The sequence below is a fragment of the Thiohalobacter sp. COW1 genome, from assembly GCF_016629505.1.
GTDB lineage: Bacteria > Pseudomonadota > Gammaproteobacteria > Thiohalobacterales > Thiohalobacteraceae > Thiohalobacter > Thiohalobacter thiocyanaticus_A.
Genome location: NZ_AP024239.1, coordinates 2,987,458 through 3,010,388, shown reverse-complemented (window position 1 = coordinate 3,010,388; position 22,931 = coordinate 2,987,458). Strand labels below are relative to the sequence as shown.

Genomic DNA, 22,931 nt, shown 5'->3' with positions numbered 1-22,931 from the left:
TGTCAGGCAACACCCACCGGACAGCTGCAAGGAGAAACATCATGGCACTGGTACGTTACGAACCCTGGAACATGCTCGATCAACTGCATCGGGAAATGAATCAACTCTTCGACAGCAGGCTGCGCAAGAGCGGCGAGGACGAATCCCAGGTCGCCACCGCCGACTGGGTGCCCGCCGTGGATATCCGCGAGGAGGACAATCGCTTCGTGATCCATGCCGACATCCCGGGCGTCGATCCCAAGGACATCGAGGTGCACATGGAAAACGGCATCCTCACCATCAAGGGCGAGCGCAAGCAGGAAACCGAAGAGGAACGCGAGGGCTACAAGCGCATCGAGCGCGTGCGCGGCAGTTTCTTCCGCCGCTTCAGCCTGCCCGATACCGCCGATGCCGAGGCCATCAGCGCCAAGGCCAGGGACGGGGTGCTGGAAGTCGTGATCCCGAAACATGAAAAACAGCAGCCCCGGCGCATTCAGGTCGAGGGCTGAAGCAGGCCGAAACGCCTACCCGGACGCCTGCGCGTCCGGGCGCCATCAACCAGCCCGGCCGTCGCAGCTTGATCACGGTTAGAAGCCACGATGGAGTTCAAGGACTACTACAGGATCCTGGGACTGGAACGCGATGCCGACCAGGATGAGATCAAGCGCACCTACCGCAAGCTGGCGCGCAAGTACCATCCTGATGTCAGCTCCGAGCCCGATGCCGAGACCCGGTTCAAGGAGATCAACGAGGCCTACGAAGTCCTGAAGGACCCGGAGAAGCGCGCGGCCTACGATAAGTTAGGGCAGAACTGGCAGGCAGGCCAGGACTTCCGGCCGCCGCCGGACTGGGACGCCGGCTTCGAGTTCTCCGGCGGCGGCTTCACCGACGCCGACGCGCGCCAGTTCAGCGATTTCTTCGAAAGCCTGTTCGGGGCCGGCGGCCCCTTCGGCCGCCACACCCGCTATGCCCGCAGCCACGGCGGGCTGCGCGGCGAGGATCATCACGCGAAGATTCTGATCAGCCTGGAGGATGCCTTCCACGGGGCCAGCCGCCGCATTCAGCTGCAGACCCCGGTGATCGATGCCCGGGGCCGGGCCACGGTCAAACCGCGCTCGCTGGATGTGCGCATCCCCCGCGGCATCACCGCCGGTCAGCAGATCCGCCTGGCCGGACAGGGCGCGGGTGGCATGGGCGGCGGTCCGGCCGGCGACCTGTATCTGGAAATCGAGTTCGAGCACCACCCGCTGTACCAGATCGAGGGCCGCGATCTCTACCTGACCCTGCCGGTCACACCCTGGGAAGCGGCCCTTGGCACCCGGGTCGAAGTCCCCACCCTGGCCGGGCGGGTCAACCTGAGCCTGCCGGCGGGCTCGCAGAGCGGCAGGAAGCTGCGCCTGAAGGGCAAGGGCCTGCCCGGCAATCCGGCCGGCGATCAGTACGTGGTGCTGCGCATCGTCAATCCGCCGCTGGACTCCGGCCGGGCCCGCGAACTGTATCAGGCCCTGGCCCGGGAGGTCCCTTTCAATCCACGACAGCAGCTGGAGGACTACCAGGGTGCCGCATGAAACGGACGCCATCACCGGCGTACTGCTGGACGAGACCGGAGAACTCGGGCTGGCCGAGTTATGCCAGGCCTGCCAGCTGCATGCCGATCATGTGATCCGCATGGTCGAGGAAGGGCTGCTCGTGCCGCGCGGACGCAGCCCGGCGCAATGGCGCTTCCCGGCCGTATCGCTGCACCGCGCCCTGCTGGCCCTGCGGCTGGAGCAGGATCTGGATGTGAACCTGGCCGGCAGCGCCCTGGTCATCGAGCTGCTGGAACAGCTGCGCCAGGCCAACCAGCGCATCGCCCTGCTGGAGCGTCAACTCGATTGGTAGTGTTGCCTGGCCCTGAAGCAAGGAGGACATCATGAGCACATTGCAGCAACTCAAGCAGGGGCTGGGGCGTTTCTGGGACAGCCTCAGCGAAGGCTGGCAGCAGCTGCAGCAGCGTGCCGGCCACGCCCTGACCCGGTTCCAGCCCGGCGCCAGACGCGGCGAACTGCAGACCCGCGAGGACCAGATCGAGCAGCAGGCCTCGCGCTGGGGCCTGCTGGCCGCCGAACTGCAGGAAGACGACGACAACATCAGCGTGCGTCTGGAGGTCCCCGGCCTGGACAAGGAGCACCTCGACATCAGCGTGATCGACAATCACCTGGTCGTGCGCGGCGAGAAGCGTGTCCAGCGCGAACAGACCCAGGGCCGCTACCACATCATGGAGTGCGCCTACGGCCGCTTCGAACGCGCCCTGCCCCTGCCTGCCGAGGTCGATGACAGCGGCGCCCGTGCCCGCTATCGCGACGGCATCCTCACTGTCACCCTGCCCAAGTCCCCGCGCGCGCGTCAGCGCCGGATCGAGGTCCAGCACTGACCCGGGATGCCGACCGCTTTCCGCCGCAGCCGGCATTTATATTGTCGGAATAATGATTATTTAATAGATAATTTTTAATGCCAACTATAAAAATATCCGATTTAATATCGAATTAGCCAATAAAAACGACTAGATAGACGGCGATTTCCTTTCCTCATCCCGGTTTATAAATCTGATTGATTACTGCCCTAATACTTGACTTAAACAGTCAGGTTAACTAGATTAGGGAATCGTAATGTACTGAATCTCTAACCCAGGAGGTGAACCATGAGTGGTTTTATTCCGAACTTTGCGCATGACGGTGTCATCACGGTCAACCGCGTCATCCTGAAACCCGAGTACAGCCTGGACGATCTGCAGGAACGCGTGGCGATGCTGTGCGAGAACGTGAAGACCTACCACTCCGACACCGGTTTCGTCGGCGGCTTCGTCTGCGTGAACAGCGGCCAGGTCTCCAATGAGGGCTCGTCCATCGGCCAGGCCGTGGAAAGCCCGCTGGCCGGGAAGGAGGCCCTGATCGTCACCTTCTGGAACTCCTTCGAGGAGCACGAGGCATCGCACCGTTCCGAGAGCTTCCAGCCGCTGTTCCAGGAAGTCCTGGAACTGTGCGAGAACGGCAACGAAGAGATCGCCTACGAAATGATGTGGTCCGGCAAGGCCTACAGCGAGGATGAGGCCCGTGCCGCGCGCGAGGCCAAGGAGAAATACCAGGCTGCCTGATCCTCCGGCACTCCTGCTCTCCTCCACCCCCCTGGGGGCGCACCATGCGCCCCCTTTTTTTGTGATGCCGCCGCCACGCCATGATTTGACCCCGGCGCTGGCGCATGACTAGGCTGGACCCATGAAGCTCTTTCTCAGCCACCGCCGCACCAGCCTGGTGCTGAAAGCCATCCTCATCGTCGGCGTCGCCGGCGCCCTGTGGGAGCAGCAGTGGCTCACCGCGGCCGTCACCATCGGCATCCTGCTGATCACCTTCACCCCGCTGCTGCTGGCGCAACGCTTCCGGGTCGTCATCCCGTCCGAATTCGAACTGCTCGCCATCGCCTTCGTGTTCACCTCGCTGTTCCTGGGCGAGGTGCGCGGTTTCTATACCCGCTTCTGGTGGTGGGACATCGTGCTGCATACGGCATCGGGCTTTCTGCTCGGCATCGTCGGCTTCCTGCTGGTGCATGTGCTGAACGAAATCGAGGAAGTCGGGCTGCACATGAAGGCCGGCTTTGTCGCCTTCTTCGCCTTTCTGTTCGCGCTCGGCATGGGCACCCTGTGGGAGATTTTCGAATTCAGCATGGACAGCCTGTTCGGCCTGAACATGCAGAAGCCCATGTTCGGCGACGCCTCCGGGCTGACCGACACCATGTGGGACCTGATCGTCGACGCCGTCGGTGCATTGACCATCGCCGTACTGGGCTATATTTACCTGAAAACCGCACGGCGGCGTTCCTTCCTGCAGCGCTGGATACTGGCCTTCATCCGCCATAATCCACGCCTGTTCCGCCGCCAGGCCCATCCCCGGACGCGACGGAACTAACAACGGACCGGCCGGTCACACCCGCAAGATCGATATCCAGGGATCCTCCGCAATATGAAAACAACACTGACGCTGCAACTGATTCTGCTGCCCGTACTGTGGCTGCTGCTGGCAAGCGCAAAGGCCGGGGAATCGCCGATGAAGGTGGTGCGTGAAACCTCGGAGCAGGTGTTCGCCGAACTGCGCCAGAACGGCGAACTGAGCCCGGAACAGCTCAATGGTCTGATCGAGCGGGTCATTCTGCCGCACGTCGACTTCGAGGCCTTTTCCCGGCTTACACTGGCCCGCTACTGGCGCGAGGCCAGTGAAGCGCAGCGCCGGGATTTCACCCGCGAGTTCCGCAGCCTGCTGGTCCGCACCTACGCCACCTCCCTGAGCGAGTATTCCGGGGAGGAGGTCGAATACCTCAGGGAACGCATGGAGGATGACGACCGCGCCCTGGTCAACACCCGGATCGTACGGCCCGATGGCCCGCCCATCCCGGTGGATTACCGCCTGCGCCTGAACGGGGAGAAATGGCAGGTGTATGACATCATGATCGACGGCATCAGCCTGATCATCAATTACCGCAGCAGTTTCCAGCAGACCATCCGCCAGCAGGGCCTGGACGCCCTGATCCGCCAGCTCGCCGAGCGGCGGGCCTAGGGACCCGCGCCCCGTGGGTGCGGGCCGCGGCCGCCTGCAGCCGGCCGCTAACAGGCGTCGGGCCGCCGATTAAAGTTTCCATCGTCAGCCGCCGATCTCAATCTGCGGCACTCCTGACCACCCTGCCGCCAGCCTCACCGCATCGCAGGCATAACCTATGGATCAAGGACATTCACGGCCCCGGCTTCACGGCCTGATCGGACGCATCGCGCCCGATCTGTCGGCCCTCTGGTGTCCGCAGCTGAGCGCGGCCGGCGCCATGTCCACAAGTTTCCGCTTCCAGGACCCCGGCGGCCCGGTACTCGAGCAACTCGACGCCGTCCATGCCAACCTGCGCGCCACCCTGCTGAGCGCCCACGCCGGTCAGCACATAGACGACCGCGTGGAAATGCTGGCCGATGCCGTGGAAGACGCCGTCAAACTCAACGCAGACACGGCCCTTGCCTACCTGTTCATCCGCAACGGCGAGGGCTATCCGCTGCTGCATGCCATTCATTGTGCGGTGGTGGTCTGCCTCGGGGCTCAGGCCGCCGGACTGGGAACCGACGAACGCCACCCGCTGCTGTGCGCGGCACTGACCCAGAACATCTCCATGTGCGCATTGCAGGCCGAACTGTTTCACCTGCACGGCCCGCCGGCCTCGCTGGACCGGTTGCTCATCCGCCGCCACCCACTCACCTCGGTCGGCATCCTCAAGGCCCTGGGGGTGACGGATCCCGACTGGCTGGAGGCCGTCGCCCTGCATCATGAACGCTTTGACGGTTCCGGCTACCCGTTCTCGCTGCGCGGCGCAGCGCTGCCATTCGGCGCCCGGCTGATCGGTGCCGCCGATATTTATTGCGCCGCGGTCTCGCCGCGCGGATACCGCCACGGGCGACCGGCGCACGAGGCCATGCGCAACCTGTTCATGGGTGCCGGGCGGGTGGTGGACGATGCGCTGGCACGCCTGCTGGTCAAGACGCTGGGCATCTATCCGCCCGGCAGTCTGATCGAACTACGCAATCGCGAGTTGGCACTGGTCGTGGCACGGGGAGACCGGGTGGACCGGCCCTGGATCAAACGGCTCAAGGTCAGCGAGGCCCCGCAGCTGGTGCCGGCCGAGGGCGAACACTGCGCCGTCCGGGTGCTGAGTACGGGCCAGTGGCCGGAAGGTTTGCGCCTGGAGCGGACCTGGCGGGAAGCCGAGGCCCTGCAGCAGGGCCTGACGGTCGGCCCCTGACACCCGTCACGGGAACGGGAGGGCAACCCGGTCGGCCACTGCCTGTTCCGGCAACTGCGGGCGCAGCAGTTCCAGGACGTCACTGAACTCCTCCGCCTCCACCATCAGCCCCATCCCGTTCGCATCCCGGTGCACGATCAACCCACGCAGGGCCTGGCGCCAGGTCCGGCCATCCCGGTTCAGGGTCAGTTCGAAATCGATGCAGTGCTCATGATCACCGGGCTGGTAGCTGGTCTGGATATACACCCCGGTGCGGTTGCAGTTCACGACCACCCCGATGGCGACCGGCATGGCATGATGGCAGATGACGGCCACCGCCCGGGTGGCAAAGCGGCGGGAATATCGATGATCCATGGTTCCATCCTGTGAGTCTTGTTCGTTTTATATATTGTCGTTGTTACAGCCGGATGACACATTGACTGACGTCAACCGACCGGCCCAGGCGGCCGCGGTCGGTCCCTGCATAGCGGCCGCTCGCCGCTCGACTTTACAAACCTCTGTTAGGCCGGCCACCTTCCCCCTCCACGACAGCAAGCGTCGATTTCGGGTATAATGCCGGGCCAGACTGCCGGGGCGGGACCCGCGCCCGGCCCCCCTAACTCATTGATTCAAGGCGCCACCCCCGCTCATGTCAGACGTTTCCAGACCCTCCCGCCCGGCACCGGACTGGCTGCTGCAATGGCTGCCCTTCCTGACCTGGCTGCCGCAGCTCACCCCACGCACCATCCGCGCCGACCTCATGGCCGGCCTGACCGGCGCCATCGTGGTCCTGCCCCAGGGCGTGGCCTTCGCCACCATCGCCGGCATGCCGCCGGAATACGGCCTCTACGCCGGCATGGTGCCGGCCATCATCGCCGCCCTGTTCGGCTCCTCCTGGCACCTGGTCTCGGGACCGACCACCGCCGCCTCCATCGTGGTCTTCTCCGGCCTGTCCGCCTTCGCCGAACCGGCCAGCGCGGAATACGTGCAGCTGGCCCTGACCCTGACCTGCATGGTCGGCGCCATCCAGCTGATCATGGGACTCGCCCGATTGGGCACCCTGGTCAATTTCATCTCCCACTCGGTGATCATCGGCTTTACCGCCGGCGCAGCCCTGCTGATCGCAAGCAGCCAGCTCAAGCACTTCTTCGGCATCGAACTGCCGCGCGGCGGCCACTTCCATGACACCCTGATCGGACTGTACCGGAACTTCGATGACATCAATCTGTGGATCACCACGGTCGGCGCAGTCACCTTGATCAGCGGCATCCTGGTCAAGCGTTACCTGCCGCGCGCCCCTTACATGATCGTGGCCATGCTGATCGGCAGCCTGGTCTCGGTCCTGTTCAACCGCAGTTTCGGACCCGAGGTCACCGGCATCGTCACCGTCGGCGCCCTGCCGCGCTCGCTGCCGCCGCTGTCGGCCCCGGCCTTCGACCTGGCCACCATCAAGGAACTGGCCCCCACGGCGCTGGCGGTGACCCTGTTCGCGTTGACCGAGGCGGTCTCCATCGCCCGGTCCATCGCGGCCCGCTCCGGCCAGCTGGTCAACGGCAACCAGGAATTCGTCGGCCAGGGCCTGTCCAACATCGCCGGCAGCTTCTTCTCGGCCTACGTCGCCACCGGCTCCTTCAACCGCAGCGGGCTGAATTACCAGTCCGGCGCCAGGACCCCGCTGGCGGCCATCTCGGCCGGTGTGCTGCTGATGGCCGTGGTCCTGCTGGTCGCCCCCTACGCCGCCTACCTGCCCAATGCGGCCATGGCCGGCATCCTGCTGCTGGTGGCCTGGGGACTGATCGACTTCCACCACATCCGCACGATTCTGGGCGCCAGCCGCTCCGACAGCAGCATCCTGATCGTGACCTTCCTGGCCACCCTGTTCCTGGAGTTGGAGTTCGCCATCTTCCTGGGCGTGATCCTGTCGCTGGTGATCTACCTGGGCCGGACCTCGCGGCCGCGCATCGTGCCCCGGGTGCCGGATCCGCGCCTGCCCAAGCGCAAGTTCAACACCGATCCCAGTCTGCCCGAATGTCCGCAGGTGAAGATCCTGCGCATCGACGGGTCGCTGTTCTTCGGCGCGGTGAATCATGTCCAGGAACGGCTGCGCGAGATCCGCGACCGCCATCCCGAACAGAAGCACCTGATGATCGTCGCCACCGGCATCAACTTCATCGACGTGGCCGGGGCCGAACTGCTGGCCCAGGAGGCGGAGGCGCGACGCAGGATGGCCGGCGGGCTGTATCTGATCCGGATCAAGCCCGGGGTGTGCGAGCCGCTGGAGCGCGGCCCCTATCTGGATGCCATCGGCGCCGAGAATATCTTCGAGGGTAAGGGTGAGGCGATTCGCACCGTATTCGAGCGGCTGGATGTGGATATCTGCCGTCACTGCACGGCGCGCATCTTCAATGAATGCGCCAGCCGTGAACCGACGCCGTCGGATCAACGCCGCCGTGTCGACGCCCAGCAGCCGCTGTTCGACAGCGGCACCTGAACGGGACACGGGCGGGTATAGCGTAAGGCGACCGGCTCAGGTGAGCCACTCGACCAGATAGAAGATATACTGACCTTCCGATGATTTGGATGGCCCGATGACCTGGGCCGGATGCAGGTTGCGCGCAGGATCGGCCTGCGCCACCGCCGTCTCGCCGTCCTCGACCAGATGCACGCAGCCGGCAGGAAAGCGCTTGCGATTCCGGCGCGGGGTCTGGATGACGGCATAGCGGACCTCGGACACCGAGGTCTGCGGATCGGGTGGGACGTAACCGCGCAGGCTCATGACGGCTCATACTCATCAAGGGACCGGAACTCAACCTTAGCGCGCCGTCGGGGCGACGGCAAATACGTAACAGATCCGAATGGCGTCCACTCAAGGCCCCACCTACCGTCATCCCGGTGCAGGCCGGGATGACGGTGATTCAGACAAAGGAACCCTCATGCCCGTCTGGTTTCGCTATCTGCTCATTCCTCTCTGGCTCGTCCTGCCGCTCCCGGCCACGGCCGACACTCTGACCCTGGCCGTGGCGTCCAACTTCGCCCGGCCCATGCAGGCGCTGGTCGAAGCCTATGAGGCGGAACACCCGCACCGGGTCAGGCTCAGCATCGGCTCGACCGGCAAGCTCTACGCCCAGATCCGTCATGGCGCGCCGTTCGATGCCTTTTTCGCCGCCGATCGCGAGCGGCCGCAGCGGCTTGAATCCGAGGGTCTGGCCGTCAGCGGCAGCCGCTTCACCTATGCCGTCGGCCGGCTGGTGCTGTGGAGTCCGGAACCGGGGCGGATCGTCGCCGCAGGCAAGGCCCTGGGCCGGGATGATTATGCGCATCTGGCCATCGCCAATCCCCGCCTCGCCCCCTATGGCCTGGCTGCACGCCAGGCACTGGCGGAGATGGGGCTGTGGGGGCACGTGCAGTCGCGGCTGGTGCGCGGCGAGAACATCGGCCAGACCTTCCACTTCGTCAGTTCCGGCCACGCCGAACTGGGCTTCGTGGCCCTGTCCCAATTGCCCCGCAATGCCGGAAACGCAATCTCCGGCAGCCACTGGGTGGTACCGGCCTCGCTCTACGACCCGATCGAGCAACAGGCCGTCCGCCTGAGCGAGTCCACGGCAACCCGCGACTTCATGCGTTTCATGCGCAGTGAGCAGGCCCGCACCCTGATCCACGGCTACGGCTACAGCACGCCTGCCGACTGACCCCCGATGTTCAGCCCCGCCGACATTGTCAGCCTGTGGGTCACGCTGAAGCTGGCCACGGTGACCACGCTGATCCTGCTATTGCTGGGTACGCCCCTGGCCTGGTGGCTGGCGCGCACGCAGCGGCGCTGGAAGGTGGCGATCGAGGCCCTGGTCGCCCTGCCGCTGGTACTCCCGCCCACCGTGCTGGGCTTCTACCTGCTGGTGGCGCTCGGTCCCCACGGGCCGGTCGGCGCCCTGCTGGATATGCTGGGCGGGCCGACACTGGTGTTCTCCTTCCCCGGCCTGGTCATCGGCTCGGTGATCTATTCCCTGCCCTTCGTGGTCCAGCCGCTGCAGGCCAGCTTCAGCGCCATCCCGGTCGGACTGCTGGACGCCGCCGCCACTCTGCGCGCCGCGCCGCTGGACCGCTTCTTCAGCCTGGTGCTGCCGCTGGCCCGGCCCGGCGTGCTCACCGCCGTGGTGCTGGGCTTCGCCCATACCGTGGGCGAGTTCGGCGTGGTGTTGATGATCGGCGGCAACATTCCCGGCGCGACCCAGGTGCTGTCGATCAGCATCTACGACCATGTCGAGGCACTGGACTATGGCCAGGCCCACTGGCTGGCCGGCAGCCTGCTGGTGTTCTCCTTTGGCATGCTGCTGCTGGTCTACCGCTTCAACCGCCGCTTCGGACTGGGCCGGCCATGAGCCTGTGGTTCCGTTTCGATCATCGGCGCGGGGAGTTCCGGCTGCAGGCCGCGGGCGAGGTGCCGGCCCGCGGCATAACCGCCCTGTTCGGCCCCTCCGGCTGCGGCAAGTCCACCCTGCTGCGGCTGATCGCCGGGCTGGAGCGCTGCGACGACGGCGAAGTGCGGATGGGACAGGACAGCTGGCAGGACGAACAGACCTTCCGGCCACCCCATCAGCGTCCCATCGGCTATGTCATCCAGGAAGGCCAGCTGTTTCCGCATCTGAGCGTGCGCGCCAACCTGCGTTACGGCTGGAAGCGCGCCGGCCGCACGAACGGCACCGCCGCCGGGCCGGCTTTCGCTACCGTGATCGAGTTGCTCGGACTGACCGGACTGCTTGACCGCCGCCCGGGCCAGCTGTCCGGCGGCCAGCGCCAGCGGGTGGCCATCGGCCGCGCCCTGCTGACCCGGCCGCGGGTGCTGCTGCTGGACGAACCCCTGGCCGCGCTGGATGCCGGGGCCAAGCGCGCCATCCTGCCCTACCTGGAGCGCCTGCATCGGGAACTGGCCCTGCCCGTGCTCTATGTCAGCCATGACGGCGATGAAGTGGCGCGCATCGCCGACCGGCTGCTGCTGATGGAGGCCGGGCGGATCCGGGCGGCAGGCGACCTGAGCGCCATGCTGACCCGCACCGATCTGCCGCTGGCCCGCGGCGAGCAGGCCGAAACCGTGCTGGAGGCGACGGTCGACGGCCATGACGCCGACTGGCACCTCACCCGGCTGCGCTTTGCCGGCGGGGAACTGAGCCTGGCCACCGGCACCGAACTGGCGGTGGGCGAGCGCCGGCGCGTTCGCATCCTGGCCCGTGATGTCAGCCTGACGCTGAGCCCGGCCGCCGACAGCAGCATCCTCAACATCCTGCCCGCCCGGGTCAGCGAGATCCGCCCGCTCAACCCGGCCCAGGCACTGGTGTGCCTGGATCTGGGCGGCACCCCGCTGCTCGCCCATATCACCCACAAATCGGTCGCCGCCCTGAAGCTGGAACCCGACACGCCGGTCTTCGCCCAGATCAAGAGCGTCGCCCTGCTGGTATGATGCCGCATGGATGAACTGCAACATGCCTACGCCGAACTGGGCCCGGCCACCATACTCGACGCCGTCGATGCGCAGGGCTTTCGCACCAGCGGCCACCTGCTGGCGCTGAACAGCTACGAGAACCGGGTCTATCAGATCGGACTGGAGGACGCCGGTTTTCTGGTGGCCAAGTTCTATCGCCCCAATCGCTGGTCGGATGCCGCCATCCGCGAGGAACACGCCTTCTGCCAGGAACTGGTGGAAGCCGAGATACCGGTGGTCGCACCACTGGCCGATGACAAGGGCGAGACCCTGTTCAGCTTCGCGGGTTTCCGCTATGCCCTGTACCCGCGCCGTGGCGGCCGCTGGCCCGACCTGGACGACCCCGAAAACCTGGAATGGCTGGGCCGCTATCTGGCGCGGGTGCACAATGTCGGCCAGACCCGGCCCTTTGCGCACCGTCCACGGCTGGATGTACAGAGCTTCGGGGTTGAATCGTACCAGTACATCCTCGAAGGCGGCTTCATCCCCCCGCACCTGGATGTCGCCTACCGCAGCCTGGTCGAGGACCTGCTCCAGCAGATCGAGGCGGCCTATGCAGCCGCCGGCAGAATCGAGACCCTGCGTCTGCATGGCGACTTCCACCCCGGCAACATCCTCTGGACCGAAGCCGGCCCGCACTTCGTCGACCTGGACGACTGCCGCACCGGCCCCGCCGTGCAGGACATCTGGATGCTGCTCTCCGGCGAGCGCAGTGAGATGGCTCTCGCTTTGAGTGAACTGATCGAGGGCTATGAACTGTTCCGGGAATTCAACCGCCGCGAACTGGCGCTCATCGAGCCCCTGCGCACCCTGCGCATGATCCATTACGCCGCCTGGCTGGCCCGGCGCTGGGACGACCCCGCCTTCCACCAGGCCTTCCCCTGGTTCAATACCGACCGTTACTGGGAGGAACACATCCTGGGACTGCGTGAGCAGGCCGCGGCCATGAACGAGCCGCCGCTGACCATTTGATCCAGCTCGTCATTGCTACTCGGGGCGGGGAAATCTCAGGATAGAGCAAGGGGAAGTCAGCTAACGACCAGAAGCGGTCTCTGATTACCCGTCATTGCGAGGAGCGAAGCGACGTGGCAATCTCCTTCAGCCACAAATTTCCTCGAAAAGATCCCGCCATACCGGGTTTCCATCCTCTATCAACGCAACCTTCGCTTTTCTCGGCCTGCCCTTCAGCTGCTTCTCTCTTTCAATGGCCAGGTCCATTGTTTCAAAAAGCTCAAACCAGATCAGTCGCGTTACATTGTATTTTGCAGTAAATCCCTTGACTGTCTTGCTTCTATGCTCCCAGATGCGTTTTGGAAGATTGCTTGTGACACCAATATACAAAGTGCCATTCGGCCGGTTGCACAGGATATACACAGCGGGCTTTTTTTCCATTTCGTCATCCTTGACGATGATGGTTCGGCTGTATCTTTGGGAGATTGCCACGTCGCTGCGCTCCTCGCAATGACGTGGAACTTTTAACGTCCGCTGTGTGCCCGCCAGCTGACATCAACCACCCGTCCCACGTTTTCTGCCTTCCCCCACCTGTCCGAGCGCATAACGCGTGATCACGGGCCCGAGCAACTCGAAAAAGACGGTCGCGCCAATGGCGATGGCGAGGATGCTTTCCGACAGTTCCGGGAAGCGCTGGGAGGCCACCAGGGCCATGCCCATCGCCACACCGGCCTGGGGCAGCAGGGCCGGGCCCAGCCAGCGACGCACGCTGCGGTCCGCCTTGCCGATATAGCCCCCGGTGGCCGCGCCGGCCAGCTTGCCCAGGATGCGCAGAAGAATGTAGGCGCCGGCAATGTAGCTGGCATCGAGTAATGACTCCAGATGCAGCGAGGCGCCGGCGAGGATGAAGAACAGGATCTTGAACGGCCAGTCGATATGCTCGATTTCGTGGAACGGACGCAGATGATGGCTGGCCAGGCGGTAGACCACTGCGCCCATGACCATCGCGGCCAGCAGGAAGGAGACCTGCAACCACTCCGCCAGGCCGCCGCACAGGAACACGAAGCCCAGCGCCTCGGCCAGGGTCGGCTGTCCGGGGCGGATGCGTCCGGTGAGATAGGCCATGGGTACACCCAGGCACAGACCGAGCAGCAGTGCGCCGCCGACGTCGTACAGGCCCAGCCACAGTCCGTCCAGGCCGCTGCCATTGCCGCCCAGTACCAGGGCGGCGGCCAACAGCAGGCTGAACAGGATCATGCCCCAGGCGTCGTCGATGGCGACCACACCGACCAGCACCGAGGTGAACGGCCCTTTCGCACCGGATTCCTCGATCACATCCGTGGTTGCCGCCGGCGCGGTGGCGGCAGCGATACCGGCAAGCAGCAGGGCCGTGACCAGCGGCACACCCAGCAGCCAGAGCCCACCCAGCACCACCAGGGCGGTAAGTATCACATCGAAAACGGAGACGGTCAGGATCACCCGGCCCAGTCTGCCGCTGAGCAGGCGCACCAGCTGTTCGCCCAACAGGAAACCGATCATCAGCAGCGCCATGTCGGCCACCAGCGGGAACCAGCGGCCATGGATATCGGGCAGCATGTCCCAGCCCGACGGTCCGATGGCAAAACCGAAGGCCAGCAGCAGGGTCACGCGCGGCAGCGGGGTATGGCGGCCGATGGCCTCGACCGCGAGTCCGGCCAGCAGCAGGCCGCCCAGAGTGATCAGGAAGGTGCTGATCTGCATCCTGTCTTCCTTCGCGTTACACTGGCGGAATGACGGACACCATACTCCTCGAGCGTATTGCCGAACAACTCGATGCCCATCCAGAGGATCACGCCGACTGGCTGCGGGAGGTGATTGCGCTGTTCGAGGCCGACCCCGATGCAGGCTGGCAGCAGCTCAACTCGAAGCGCATGTGGGGCGGGGCCGGCTCGGTGGCCAATGCGGCCATGGACGACAATCCCGGGATGGACGCGACCCTGTGGGAGATGCATGTGCGGGAACTGCGCAGCCTGCTGATCGACCTGGCCGTGCAGCAGAAGGCACGCGGTGAGGCCTACCCCGATATCGATTCCTGGCTGTCGGCATTTACCAGCTGGAACCAGACGTAGGATGGGTGAAGCGCAGCGCAACCCATCAACACGCGAGCCAGTGATGGGTTGCGGCGCAGGGCGCCTCCACCCATCCTACGAATCGCGGGAACGAAGGCTGGCTGCCCAGTCGGGGTTGGGTTCGGCGCTGGCGATGCGCAGGCTGCGGCCGACCTCGTTCTCGTACCAGCCGCAGTGGTGTTGATGGGGTTCGGCCTCGAAGCCCCACCAGGTCCCGTCGCGGTCCTGGGCCAGCCAGTTCACCCAGTATGGAAGCCGGTCGGTATCGATCATGGCAACCTGTGTGCAGCAGACACAAAAAAGGGCGGCCGCAGCCGCCCTTCCGTGTCCCGGGAACAACCTCGATCAGTTGACCTTGGGATCCAGTTCGCCGGACTCGTAGCGCTTGAACATGGCCTCGAGGCTCATGGGCTTGATCTTGTCGGCGTGGCCGGCGCAGCCGAAGGCCTCGTAACGGGCCTTGCAGATGTCCTTCATGGCCGCGGTGGAGGCCTTGAGGAACTTGCGCGGGTCGAAGTTCTTCGGGTTCTCGGCCAGATGCTTGCGGATGGCACCGGTGGAGGCCATGCGCAGATCGGTGTCGATGTTGACCTTGCGCACGCCGTGCTTGATACCTTCCTGGATCTCCTCGACCGGCACGCCATAGGTCTCGCCCATGTCGCCGCCGAACTCGTCGATGATCTTCAGCCAGTCCTGCGGCACCGAGGAGGAGCCGTGCATCACCAGGTGGGTGTTGGGGATGCGGGCATGGATCTCCTTGATGCGCTCGATGGCCAGGATGTCACCGGTCGGGGGACGGGTGAACTTGTAGGCGCCGTGGGAGGTGCCGATGGCGATGGCGAGTGCATCCACCCCGGTCTCCTTGACGAACTGCGCGGCCTCTTCGGGATCGGTCAGCAGCTGGGAGTGATCCAGCACACCCTCGGCGCCGGAGCCGTCTTCCTCGCCGGCCATGCCGGTTTCCAGCGAGCCCAGGCAGCCCAGCTCACCCTCGACGGACACGCCGCCGGCGTGGGCCATCTCGACCACGCGACGAGTCACGTCGACGTTGTATTCGTAGGTGGAGGGGGTCTTCATGTCCTCCATCAGCGAGCCGTCCATCATCACGGAGCTGAAGCCGGACTGGATGGAGCGCAGGCAGACGGACGGTGCCGAGCCGTGATCCTGATGCATCACCACCGGGATGTGCGGGTACATCTCCAGCGCGGCGGTGATCAGGTGACGCAGGAAGGGCTCGCCCGCGTAGGAGCGCGCACCGGCCGAACCCTGCATGATAACGGGGCTGTTGCATTCATCGGCCGCCTGCATGATGGCGTGGACCTGCTCCATGTTGTTGACGTTGAAGGCAGGCATGCCGAAATCGTTTTCGGCGGCGTAATCGAGCAATTGACGCAGGGATATCAAGGCCATGACGTTCTCCTTGGGATTTGGGTTTTAAAGGTTTTCGAAATCTTTCGTCGACGCCCGGATCCCGGGAACCTGTCATTGTAATCAGGACACGGACGACGCTTCAGCTGTATAAAAAGTCCGGTTATTCGGTTTCCGGCCGGACTCGCCGGGTTTACTGCTCCCGGGTCTCGTGTTCACCGACCCGCAGTATTTTCATGGCGTTGGTGCCGCCCAGCACCCCGGCCAGATCGCCCTTGGTGATGATCACCAGGTCGCCGTCGCGTACCGCGCCGCGGCGCATCAGTTCGTCGATGGCCTCGCGGTTGACCTCGGCGTGATCGGTGGTGGTGACATCGAAGCTGACCGGATAGACGCCGCGGTAAAGGGTTACCTTTCTACGCGTCTCCACATGGCGGGTCAAGGCGTAGATCGGGATCCCGGAACTGATGCGCGACATCCACAGCGGCGTGGCGCCGGACTCGGTCAGGGCCGCGATTGCCTTCACACCCAGGTGGTTGGCGGTATACATGGCGGCCTTGGCGATGGCCTCGTCGATGCGGTTGAAACGCACCTTCTGGCGCCGCTCCTGCCACAGCGCGCTGCGCTGGCGCTCCGCGCCCTTGCAGATGCGGTCCATGGCGGAAACGGCCTTGGCCGGGTAGCGGCCGGTGGCGGTCTCGGCCGAGAGCATCACCGCGTCGGTGCCGTCGATGACGGCGTTGGCCACGTCGAAGACCTCGGCCCGGGTCGGGATCTGGCTCTCGACCATGGACTGCATCATCTGGGTGGCGGTGATCACCACCCGGTCCATGTTGCGGGCCGCGGAAATAATGCGTTTCTGCACCGCCGGCAGCTCGGCGTCGCCGATCTCCACGCCCAGATCGCCGCGGGCGATCATCACGGCGTCGGAGGCCTCGATGATCTCCTCCAGGTTGTGGATCGCCTCGGCGCGCTCGATCTTGGCGACCAGGCCGCCGTGACCTCCGGCCTGGCGCAGCAGCTCGCGCGCCTCGTTGACGTCCTCGGCCGAACGCGGGAAGGAAATGGCGACATAGTCGGCCTGCATGTCGGCCGCAACGCGGATATCGATGCGATCCTTGTCGGTCAGGGCCTTGGCCGACAGGCCGCCGCCCTGGCGATTGATGCCCTTGTTGTTGGACAGCGGACCACCGAGCACCACCCGACACTCGACCTCGGTCTCGCGCACGTCCTCGACCCAGAGTACCACCTGGCCGTCATCCAGCAGCAGGGTGTCGCCCCGGTTGACGTCATCGGGCAGCTGCTTGTAGGTCAGCCCCACGCGGTCTTTGTCGCCGGCATCCGGCGCCAGGTTGGAATCGAGGATGAAGCGCTCGCCCTCCTCCAGCACCACGCTGCCTTCCTGGAAGCGCTCGATGCGGATCTTCGGCCCCTGCAGATCCACCAGCACGCCGACCTGACGGCCGTGGGCGCGGGCGCGATTGCGCACCGTCTCACAGCGGTTGCGATGTTCCTCGTGGGAGCCGTGGGAGAAATTCAGGCGGACCACGTCCACGCCCGCCTGGATCAGTTCATCGAGGGCCTTGGGGTCGTCGGTCGCCGGACCGAGCGTGGCGATTATCTTGGTGCGTCGCAGCATGTGTTTTCCTGTTGGAAGTAAGGAGTAAGGAGTGAGGCGTGAGACGACCGGGACCGGTTTTACTCCTCACCCCCTCACACCTCACTGAAAATCACCCCTTCGCGCGCTCCTCCAGCATGGCCACGGCCGGCAGGGTCTTGCCTTCCAGGAACTCCAGGAAGGCACCGCCGGCGGTGGAGATGTAGGACACCTTGTCGTAGATGTCGTACTTCTGGATGGCGGCGATGGTGTCGCCGCCGCCGGCGATGGAGAAACCGTTGGACTCGGCGATGGCCAGACCCAGCGCCTTCGTGCCCGCGCCGAACTGGTCGAACTCGAACACACCGACCGGGCCGTTCCAGACGATGGTGCCGGCATTCTTGAGCATTTCGGCGTAGCGGCCGGCCGTCTCGGGACCGACGTCGAAGATCATGTCGTCGTCGGCGACCTCGTCCACCTTCTTGGTGACGGCCTCGGCATTCTCGGAAAACTCCTTGCCGACCACCACGTCCACCGGCACCGGGATCTCGCCGCCCTTGGCGGCAGCCGCCTCCATCAGACGCTTGGCCTCGGCCACCAGGTCCTGCTCGTAGAGGGACTTGCCGACATTGTGGCCGGCGGCCTTGATGAAGGTGTTGGCGATGCCGCCGCCGACGATGAGCTGGTCCACCTTGGTGGACAGGGATTCGAGCACGGTCAGCTTGGTGGAGACCTTGGAGCCGCCGACGATGGCGACCATGGGCCGGTTGGGATTGGCCAGGGCCTTCTGCAGGGCCTCCAGTTCCTCGGCCAGCAGCAGACCGGCGCAGGCGGCCGGGGCGAACTTGCCGGCACCATGGGTCGAGGCCTGGGCGCGGTGCGCGGTGCCGAAGGCATCCATCACGTAGACGTCGCACAGGCTGGCGTACTTCTTGGCCAGGGTCTCGTCGTCCTTCTTCTCGCCCTTGTTGAAGCGCACGTTCTCCAGCAGGACCACTTCGCCGCCGGCGACCTCGGGGGCCTTGTCCAGGTAATCCCTGACCAGGCGCACGTCTTTGCCCAGCTTGGCCGCCATGTCCTCGGCGATGGGCTGCATGGAGTTCTCCTCGTCGGCCACGCCCTCCTCGGGACGGCCGCGATGCGACATCACCATGACCTTGGCCCCGGCCTTCATGCAGTGCTCGATGGTCGGCATGGAGGCGGTGATGCGGGCATCGGAGGTCACCTTGCCGTTTTTCACCGGGACGTTCAGATCGGCGCGGATCAGCACCCGCTTGCCGGACAGGTCGAGGTCAGTGAGCTTGGTAAAGGAAGTCATGCACAACTCCTGTGTTTAATTTGTTGAAAGCGATTTGCGATGCCCACGGGCATGACGAATCGTTTTCCAGCCACCACGTCATTCCGGTACCGGTCTACGCCAGCACAGGCTCCACCCGGAATCCAGCGGTTTGAAAACCGACTGCGGCTTCTGGATCCCGGCCTTCGCCGGGATGACGGCATAAATCAACCATCGTTCATCCTGAAACCGCAGAAGGCTCAGGTTACAGGGGCCGGGGACAGCTTGTCGCTGATCCCTTGCCCCTGGCCCCTGATACCTGCGGCATCAGTTCTTCGCGACGTGCTCCACGAAGCGCATCATGTTGCAGGTGTAGCCGTACTCGTTGTCGTACCAGGACACGACCTTGACGAAGGTACCGTCCAGGGCGATGCCGGCCTCGGCATCGAAGGTCGACGGGGCGCTGTTGCCACGGAAGTCGGTGGACACCACCTTCTCCTCGGTATAGCCCATCACGCCCTTCAGCTCGCCCTCGGAGGCGGCCTTCATGGCGGCGCAGATGTCGTCGTACTTGGCTTCCTTGTCCAGCTCGACGGTCAGGTCGACCACGGAGACATCGGAAGTCGGGACGCGGAAGGCCATGCCGGTCAGCTTGCCGTTGAGATCAGGCAGGACCTTGCCCACGGCCTTGGCGGCACCGGTGGAGGACGGGATGATGTTCTCCAGGATACCGCGGCCGCCGCGCCAGTCCTTCTGGGAAGGACCGTCGACCGTCTTCTGGGTGGCGGTGGCGGCGTGGACGGTGGTCATCAGGCCGCGCTTGATGCCGTACTTGTCATGCAGCACCTTGGCCACCGGGGCCAGGCAGCTGGTGGTGCAGGAAGCGGCGGAGACGATGGTCTCGCCCTTGTAGGCATCCTGGTTGACGCCATAGACGAACATCGGGGTGGCGTCCTTGGACGGGGCGGACATCACGACCTTCTTGGCGCCGGCGTCGATGTGCTTCTGCGCGGTCTCTTCGGTCAGGAACAGACCGGTGGACTCGACCACGATCTCGGCGCCGACATCGCCCCACTTCAGGGCGGCCGGGTCACGTTCGGCGGTCAGGCGGATCTTCTTGCCGTTGACGACCAGGTTGTTGCCCTCGACGGAGATGTCACCGTCGAAACGGCCGTGCACGGAGTCGTACTTCAGCATGTAGGCCAGGTAGTCCGGCTCCAGCAGGTCGTTGATGCCGACGATCTCGATCTCCGGGAAATCCTTCGCCACGGCGCGGAAGACCATGCGGCCGATGCGGCCGAAACCATTGATACCGATCTTAATTGCCATTGTCTGTCTCCATTTCTGAGTATCTACTTAGTCACGAAATCTTTGTCTTGGCCGTCATTGCGAGGAACGAAGTGACGAAGCAATCTCTTACCGCTCCTGCCGCATTACGAGATTGCCACGCTTCGCTCGCAATGACGGTTGTTGGGTAGAAGTCCTTACAGAATGCCTTCCACCGTCTTGGCGACGTTCTCCGCGGTGAAGCCGAACTCCTTGAACAGCTGTCCGGCAGGCGCGGACTCGCCGAAGCGGTCCAGGCCGATCACGGCGCCGTCCAGGCCCACGTACTTGCGCCAGTAATCGGTGACACCGGCTTCGACCGCCACCCGCTTGGTGCAACTCTTCGGCAGCACGGATTCCTTGTAGGCGGCATCCTGGGCGTCGAAGACGTCGGTCGAGGGCATGGACACCACGCGGATCTTCCGACCGCTCAGGCTGTCGGCGGCCTGCATGGCGATCTCGACCTCGGAGCCGGTGGCGATGATGATGGCCTCCGGCTCGCCGTCGCAGTCGCGCAGCACGTAGCCACCCTTGGCGATGTTGGCGATCTGGTCGGCGCTGCGCGACATGTGGGCCAGGTTCTGGCGCGAGAAGATCAGCGAGGTCGGGCCGTCGTTGCGCTCGATGCCGGCCTTCCAGGCCACGGCGGTCTCGACCGTGTCACAGGGACGCCACAGCGACATGTTGGGCATCAGGCGCAGGGTGGAGATCTGCTCGACCGGCTGGTGCGTGGGACCGTCCTCGCCCAGACCGATGGAGTCGTGGGTGTAGACGAACAGGGTCGGCACCTTCATCAGGGCGGCCATGCGCAGGGCGTTGCGGGCATATTCGGAGAACATCAGGAAGGTGCCGCCGAAGGGCTTCACGCCGCCGTGCAGCGCCATGCCGTTCATGATGGCGGACATGCCGAACTCGCGCACACCGTAGGAGATGTAATTGCCGTCGGCCACTGTGTTGGTGATCTGCCTGCACTCCGGCCAGGAGGTGTTGTTGGACGGCGTCAGGTCAGCCGAGCCGCCGACGAACTCGGGCAGCACCTTGGCGAAGGCCTTGATGGCGTTGCCCGAGGCCTTGCGGGTCGGGTCGGAGGCGCCGGCCTCGTCGCAGCTCTTGATGAAGGCCTCGGCGGTCTCGTTCCAGTTCGCCGGCAGCTCACCCTTCATGCGGCGCTCGAACTCGGCGGCCATATCGGGGAAGGCGGCCTTGTAGGCGGCGAACTTCTCGTTCCACTCGGCCTCGGCCTTCGAACCCTTGTCCTTGGCGTCCCAGCCGGCATAGATCTCGTCCGGGATCACGAAGGCATCGTGCTTCCAGTCCAGGTTCTCGCGGGTGGCCTTGATCTCGTCCTCGCCCAGCGGGGCGCCGTGGCAGTCGTGGCTGCCGCACAGGTTGGGCGCGCCATAGCCGATGACGGTCTTGGTGCAGATCAGGGTGGGCTTGTCATTGACCGACTTGGCCTCGTGGATGGCCTTGGCCACGGCTTCCGGGTCGTGGCCGTCGACGCCGCGCACCACGTGCCAGCCATAGGCCTCGAAGCGCTTGGGCGTGTCGTCGGTGAACCAGGTGTCGACGTGGCCGTCGATGGAGATGCCGTTGTCGTCCCAGAAGGCGATCAGCTTGCCCAGGCCCAGGGTGCCGGCGAGGGCGCAGGATTCGTGGGAGATGCCTTCCATCATGCAGCCGTCGCCCATGAACACGTAGGTGTAGTGGTCGACGATGTGATGGCCGTCGCGGTTGAACTGCGCGGCCAGGGTGCGCTCGGCCAGGGCCATGCCCACGGCGTTGCTGATGCCCTGACCCAGCGGGCCGGTGGTGGTCTCGACGCCGGGGGTGTAGCCGTACTCGGGATGGCCCGGGGTCTTGGAGTGCAGCTGCCGGAAGTTCTTCAGCTCTTCCATCGGCAGCTCATAGCCGGTCAGGTGCAGCAGGGAGTAGATCAGCATGGAGCCGTGGCCGTTGGACAGGACGAAGCGGTCGCGGTCATACCAGCCCGGGTTCGCCGGATTGTGCTTCATGAAGTCGTTCCACAGCACCTCGGCGATGTCCGCCATGCCCATGGGGGCGCCGGGATGGCCGGACTTGGCCTTCTGGACGGCGTCCATGCTCAGTGCACGAACGGCATTGGCAAGCTCTCTGCGAGAAGGCATAGCTCTCTCCTGTAAACGCTTTATTAAGAAATCTTGTGAAGTCGCAGCACCGCCCCTGCCGGGCGTCGCCGCCGTAATTCCTGGTAAATTTTTCTTCCCGGTAAAACGAAAATGCACCCTCGACAGCCGTACCGGCTCGCAGGGCGCATGGACTGTCACGCATCCGGTCCGCGCGGGGACCGGGCCGTCTACGGCCTCAACAACCTCGGGGGCGCGCTGGAAGTGGCATCACCCGGGCCCGGGAGAGCGGCGTATTTTCCCCTAGTTGGTGCGGTGTCGCAATAGCGGGGGGCGGAGGCCGATTTTATACGGGCATTAGCCCGGTGCCGGCTCAGGAACGGGAAGGCGGTCTGCCCGGCAGGGGAAGGACTTCGCCGGCGTGCTCGGACTGCTGCCGGCTCAGATGGCGTTTTTCCATTTCTTCCAGCGCCTTGGCGAATTCGCCCTGGAGCCGCCTGGCGCTCTCCCGGCCCTTGTCCAGGTAGATCTCCAGCCGGTAGGGCACGGGCTGATCCAGGGCGGCGCGGGCCTGGGGACGGAAGTGGCTCCAGGCCACCTCGACCAGGTGCTTGGCCTCGATGTCGACGAAGATGATCTCCTCGGCGTCGATCACCGCCATGAACTGCATGCTGCGGATGGGTACGAAGACGCAGTCCCGGCCCGAGCGCTGGAGGGCAACGTGGGCCAGATTGTAGGTACGGGCCGGGAGAGTCAGTTCCCGGGCCTCGATCGGCTCATCCCGAAAGAAGGTCTCGAACCCGTTCATATACCTTATTATGGGCGCCATTCGGGCACGAGTGGCAAGCACGTTTTGCAAAAAACCCTTCAACGCAGAGGCGCAGGGGCGCAGAGATGGAAAATTTAACCTTAAAAACAATTAGTAAAAGACACCCCGTCATTGCGATGCCCAGACCCGAAGGGT

At 64.7% G+C, this 22,931-nt stretch carries 25 protein-coding genes; 14 read left to right on the top strand and 11 right to left on the bottom strand.

Annotated elements, in window-relative coordinates:
• Positions 1–41 precede the first annotated feature (41 nt).
• The 8 genes from COW1_RS14255 to COW1_RS14220 all read left to right on the top strand — a co-directional run bounded on the left by COW1_RS14255 (position 42) and on the right by COW1_RS14220 (position 5,784).
• The gene (locus COW1_RS14255; protein WP_096367316.1) at positions 42–488 is read left to right on the top strand and encodes an Hsp20/alpha crystallin family protein; all 447 of its coding nucleotides are present in this window, start codon (positions 42–44) and stop codon (positions 486–488) included.
• A gap of 90 nt (positions 489–578) precedes the next feature.
• Positions 579–1,547 (top strand): DnaJ C-terminal domain-containing protein, encoded by a 969-nt coding sequence (locus COW1_RS14250; RefSeq protein WP_096367317.1) that lies wholly within the window; start codon positions 579–581, stop codon positions 1,545–1,547.
• Complete coding sequence (locus COW1_RS14245; RefSeq protein ID WP_201344554.1) at positions 1,537–1,860, top strand: chaperone modulator CbpM; 324 nt, start codon at positions 1,537–1,539, stop codon at positions 1,858–1,860. The genes COW1_RS14250 and COW1_RS14245 overlap by 11 nt, the downstream gene beginning before the upstream one ends.
• A 31-nt stretch (positions 1,861–1,891) precedes the next feature.
• Positions 1,892–2,392, top strand: coding sequence for an Hsp20/alpha crystallin family protein (locus COW1_RS14240; protein WP_096367319.1), 501 nt, complete (start codon positions 1,892–1,894; stop codon positions 2,390–2,392).
• Between the two features lie 267 nt (positions 2,393–2,659).
• A complete protein-coding gene (locus COW1_RS14235; RefSeq protein ID WP_096367320.1) occupies positions 2,660–3,112 on the top strand; it encodes a ligand-binding protein SH3 in 453 nt (150 codons plus the stop codon).
• Positions 3,113–3,233: 121 nt separating this feature from the next.
• Positions 3,234–3,920, top strand: a complete 687-nt coding sequence (locus tag COW1_RS14230; protein WP_201344553.1) for a hypothetical protein — start codon at positions 3,234–3,236, stop codon at positions 3,918–3,920.
• Between the two features lie 54 nt (positions 3,921–3,974).
• Positions 3,975–4,565, top strand: a complete 591-nt coding sequence (locus COW1_RS14225; protein WP_096367322.1) for a phospholipid-binding protein MlaC — start codon at positions 3,975–3,977, stop codon at positions 4,563–4,565.
• A gap of 157 nt (positions 4,566–4,722) precedes the next feature.
• Positions 4,723–5,784 carry an HD-GYP domain-containing protein gene (locus tag COW1_RS14220; protein ID WP_201344552.1) on the top strand — a complete coding sequence of 354 codons (1,062 nt, stop codon included), beginning with the start codon at positions 4,723–4,725 and terminating at the stop codon, positions 5,782–5,784.
• Positions 5,785–5,790: 6 nt separating this feature from the next.
• Here COW1_RS14220 and COW1_RS14215 read toward each other — a convergent pair whose 3' ends face one another.
• Positions 5,791–6,138 (bottom strand): hypothetical protein, encoded by a 348-nt coding sequence (locus COW1_RS14215; protein WP_096367324.1) that lies wholly within the window; start codon positions 6,136–6,138, stop codon positions 5,791–5,793.
• A gap of 274 nt (positions 6,139–6,412) precedes the next feature.
• Here COW1_RS14215 and COW1_RS14210 point away from each other — a divergent pair, with 274 nt between their 5' ends.
• On the top strand, positions 6,413–8,254 hold the full coding sequence (locus COW1_RS14210; RefSeq protein WP_201344551.1) for a SulP family inorganic anion transporter: 1,842 nt from the start codon (positions 6,413–6,415) through the stop codon (positions 8,252–8,254).
• A 36-nt stretch (positions 8,255–8,290) separates the two neighbouring features.
• On the opposite strand, the gene COW1_RS14205 is transcribed toward COW1_RS14210, so the two are convergent.
• Positions 8,291–8,539 (bottom strand): hypothetical protein, encoded by a 249-nt coding sequence (locus tag COW1_RS14205; RefSeq protein ID WP_369801214.1) that lies wholly within the window; start codon positions 8,537–8,539, stop codon positions 8,291–8,293.
• A 157-nt stretch (positions 8,540–8,696) separates the two neighbouring features.
• On the opposite strand from COW1_RS14205, the gene modA reads away from it, so the two are divergent.
• From modA to COW1_RS14185, 4 genes are read left to right on the top strand one after another with little or no spacing between them, the layout of a single operon-like run.
• Positions 8,697–9,452 carry a molybdate ABC transporter substrate-binding protein gene (gene modA / locus COW1_RS14200; protein WP_201344550.1) on the top strand — a complete coding sequence of 252 codons (756 nt, stop codon included), beginning with the start codon at positions 8,697–8,699 and terminating at the stop codon, positions 9,450–9,452.
• Positions 9,453–9,458: 6 nt separating this feature from the next.
• A complete protein-coding gene (gene modB, locus COW1_RS14195) occupies positions 9,459–10,139 on the top strand; it encodes a molybdate ABC transporter permease subunit (RefSeq protein WP_201344549.1) in 681 nt (226 codons plus the stop codon).
• Positions 10,136–11,215, top strand: coding sequence for a molybdenum ABC transporter ATP-binding protein (gene modC / locus COW1_RS14190; RefSeq protein WP_201344548.1), 1,080 nt, complete (start codon positions 10,136–10,138; stop codon positions 11,213–11,215). The genes modB and modC overlap by 4 nt, the downstream gene beginning before the upstream one ends.
• 6 nt (positions 11,216–11,221) lie before the next feature.
• On the top strand, positions 11,222–12,208 hold the full coding sequence (locus tag COW1_RS14185; RefSeq protein WP_201344547.1) for a serine/threonine protein kinase: 987 nt from the start codon (positions 11,222–11,224) through the stop codon (positions 12,206–12,208).
• A 126-nt stretch (positions 12,209–12,334) separates the two neighbouring features.
• Here the strand turns inward: COW1_RS14185 and COW1_RS14180 are convergent, their stop codons facing one another.
• Together COW1_RS14180 and COW1_RS14175 are read right to left on the bottom strand one after the other, a co-directional pair.
• Positions 12,335–12,628, bottom strand: coding sequence for a GIY-YIG nuclease family protein (locus tag COW1_RS14180; protein WP_096367639.1), 294 nt, complete (start codon positions 12,626–12,628; stop codon positions 12,335–12,337).
• A 114-nt stretch (positions 12,629–12,742) separates the two neighbouring features.
• On the bottom strand, positions 12,743–13,927 hold the full coding sequence (locus COW1_RS14175; protein ID WP_096367330.1) for a cation:proton antiporter: 1,185 nt from the start codon (positions 13,925–13,927) through the stop codon (positions 12,743–12,745).
• Between the two features lie 29 nt (positions 13,928–13,956).
• Between COW1_RS14175 and COW1_RS14170 the strand changes: the two genes are divergently transcribed.
• Positions 13,957–14,295, top strand: coding sequence for a hypothetical protein (locus COW1_RS14170; RefSeq protein WP_201344546.1), 339 nt, complete (start codon positions 13,957–13,959; stop codon positions 14,293–14,295).
• A gap of 75 nt (positions 14,296–14,370) precedes the next feature.
• On the opposite strand, the gene COW1_RS14165 is transcribed toward COW1_RS14170, so the two are convergent.
• The 7 genes from COW1_RS14165 to COW1_RS14135 form a co-directional block, all read right to left on the bottom strand.
• The gene (locus tag COW1_RS14165; RefSeq protein ID WP_201344545.1) at positions 14,371–14,568 is read right to left on the bottom strand and encodes a hypothetical protein; all 198 of its coding nucleotides are present in this window, start codon (positions 14,566–14,568) and stop codon (positions 14,371–14,373) included.
• A gap of 72 nt (positions 14,569–14,640) precedes the next feature.
• The gene (gene fba, locus COW1_RS14160) at positions 14,641–15,705 is read right to left on the bottom strand and encodes a class II fructose-bisphosphate aldolase (RefSeq protein ID WP_096367332.1); all 1,065 of its coding nucleotides are present in this window, start codon (positions 15,703–15,705) and stop codon (positions 14,641–14,643) included.
• 151 nt (positions 15,706–15,856) lie between these two features.
• A complete protein-coding gene (pyk, locus tag COW1_RS14155; RefSeq protein ID WP_096367333.1) occupies positions 15,857–17,302 on the bottom strand; it encodes a pyruvate kinase in 1,446 nt (481 codons plus the stop codon).
• A gap of 91 nt (positions 17,303–17,393) precedes the next feature.
• Positions 17,394–18,578, bottom strand: coding sequence for a phosphoglycerate kinase (locus COW1_RS14150; RefSeq protein ID WP_096367334.1), 1,185 nt, complete (start codon positions 18,576–18,578; stop codon positions 17,394–17,396).
• 285 nt (positions 18,579–18,863) lie between these two features.
• Complete coding sequence (gene gap, locus COW1_RS14145) at positions 18,864–19,865, bottom strand: type I glyceraldehyde-3-phosphate dehydrogenase (RefSeq protein ID WP_201344544.1); 1,002 nt, start codon at positions 19,863–19,865, stop codon at positions 18,864–18,866.
• Between the two features lie 155 nt (positions 19,866–20,020).
• On the bottom strand, positions 20,021–22,009 hold the full coding sequence (gene tkt, locus COW1_RS14140; protein WP_096367336.1) for a transketolase: 1,989 nt from the start codon (positions 22,007–22,009) through the stop codon (positions 20,021–20,023).
• A gap of 331 nt (positions 22,010–22,340) precedes the next feature.
• Positions 22,341–22,775 (bottom strand): hypothetical protein, encoded by a 435-nt coding sequence (locus tag COW1_RS14135; RefSeq protein ID WP_096367337.1) that lies wholly within the window; start codon positions 22,773–22,775, stop codon positions 22,341–22,343.
• Between the last annotated feature and the right edge of the window lie 156 nt (positions 22,776–22,931).

Coding starts and splice junctions, on each gene's coding strand:
- COW1_RS14255 (WP_096367316.1), top strand. CDS start 42: ATGGCACTGGTACGTTACGAACCCTGGAACATGCTCGATCAACTGCAT.
- COW1_RS14250 (WP_096367317.1), top strand. CDS start 579: ATGGAGTTCAAGGACTACTACAGGATCCTGGGACTGGAACGCGATGCC.
- COW1_RS14240 (WP_096367319.1), top strand. CDS start 1,892: ATGAGCACATTGCAGCAACTCAAGCAGGGGCTGGGGCGTTTCTGGGAC.
- COW1_RS14235 (WP_096367320.1), top strand. CDS start 2,660: ATGAGTGGTTTTATTCCGAACTTTGCGCATGACGGTGTCATCACGGTC.
- COW1_RS14230 (WP_201344553.1), top strand. CDS start 3,234: ATGAAGCTCTTTCTCAGCCACCGCCGCACCAGCCTGGTGCTGAAAGCC.
- COW1_RS14225 (WP_096367322.1), top strand. CDS start 3,975: ATGAAAACAACACTGACGCTGCAACTGATTCTGCTGCCCGTACTGTGG.
- COW1_RS14220 (WP_201344552.1), top strand. CDS start 4,723: ATGGATCAAGGACATTCACGGCCCCGGCTTCACGGCCTGATCGGACGC.
- COW1_RS14215 (WP_096367324.1), bottom strand. CDS start 6,138: ATGGATCATCGATATTCCCGCCGCTTTGCCACCCGGGCGGTGGCCGTC.
- COW1_RS14210 (WP_201344551.1), top strand. CDS start 6,413: ATGTCAGACGTTTCCAGACCCTCCCGCCCGGCACCGGACTGGCTGCTG.
- COW1_RS14205 (WP_369801214.1), bottom strand. CDS start 8,539: ATGAGCCTGCGCGGTTACGTCCCACCCGATCCGCAGACCTCGGTGTCC.
- modA (WP_201344550.1), top strand. CDS start 8,697: ATGCCCGTCTGGTTTCGCTATCTGCTCATTCCTCTCTGGCTCGTCCTG.
- modB (WP_201344549.1), top strand. CDS start 9,459: ATGTTCAGCCCCGCCGACATTGTCAGCCTGTGGGTCACGCTGAAGCTG.
- modC (WP_201344548.1), top strand. CDS start 10,136: ATGAGCCTGTGGTTCCGTTTCGATCATCGGCGCGGGGAGTTCCGGCTG.
- COW1_RS14185 (WP_201344547.1), top strand. CDS start 11,222: ATGGATGAACTGCAACATGCCTACGCCGAACTGGGCCCGGCCACCATA.
- COW1_RS14180 (WP_096367639.1), bottom strand. CDS start 12,628: ATGGAAAAAAAGCCCGCTGTGTATATCCTGTGCAACCGGCCGAATGGC.
- COW1_RS14175 (WP_096367330.1), bottom strand. CDS start 13,927: ATGCAGATCAGCACCTTCCTGATCACTCTGGGCGGCCTGCTGCTGGCC.
- COW1_RS14170 (WP_201344546.1), top strand. CDS start 13,957: ATGACGGACACCATACTCCTCGAGCGTATTGCCGAACAACTCGATGCC.
- COW1_RS14165 (WP_201344545.1), bottom strand. CDS start 14,568: ATGATCGATACCGACCGGCTTCCATACTGGGTGAACTGGCTGGCCCAG.
- fba (WP_096367332.1), bottom strand. CDS start 15,705: ATGGCCTTGATATCCCTGCGTCAATTGCTCGATTACGCCGCCGAAAAC.
- pyk (WP_096367333.1), bottom strand. CDS start 17,302: ATGCTGCGACGCACCAAGATAATCGCCACGCTCGGTCCGGCGACCGAC.
- COW1_RS14150 (WP_096367334.1), bottom strand. CDS start 18,578: ATGACTTCCTTTACCAAGCTCACTGACCTCGACCTGTCCGGCAAGCGG.
- gap (WP_201344544.1), bottom strand. CDS start 19,865: ATGGCAATTAAGATCGGTATCAATGGTTTCGGCCGCATCGGCCGCATG.
- tkt (WP_096367336.1), bottom strand. CDS start 22,009: ATGCCTTCTCGCAGAGAGCTTGCCAATGCCGTTCGTGCACTGAGCATG.
- COW1_RS14135 (WP_096367337.1), bottom strand. CDS start 22,775: ATGAACGGGTTCGAGACCTTCTTTCGGGATGAGCCGATCGAGGCCCGG.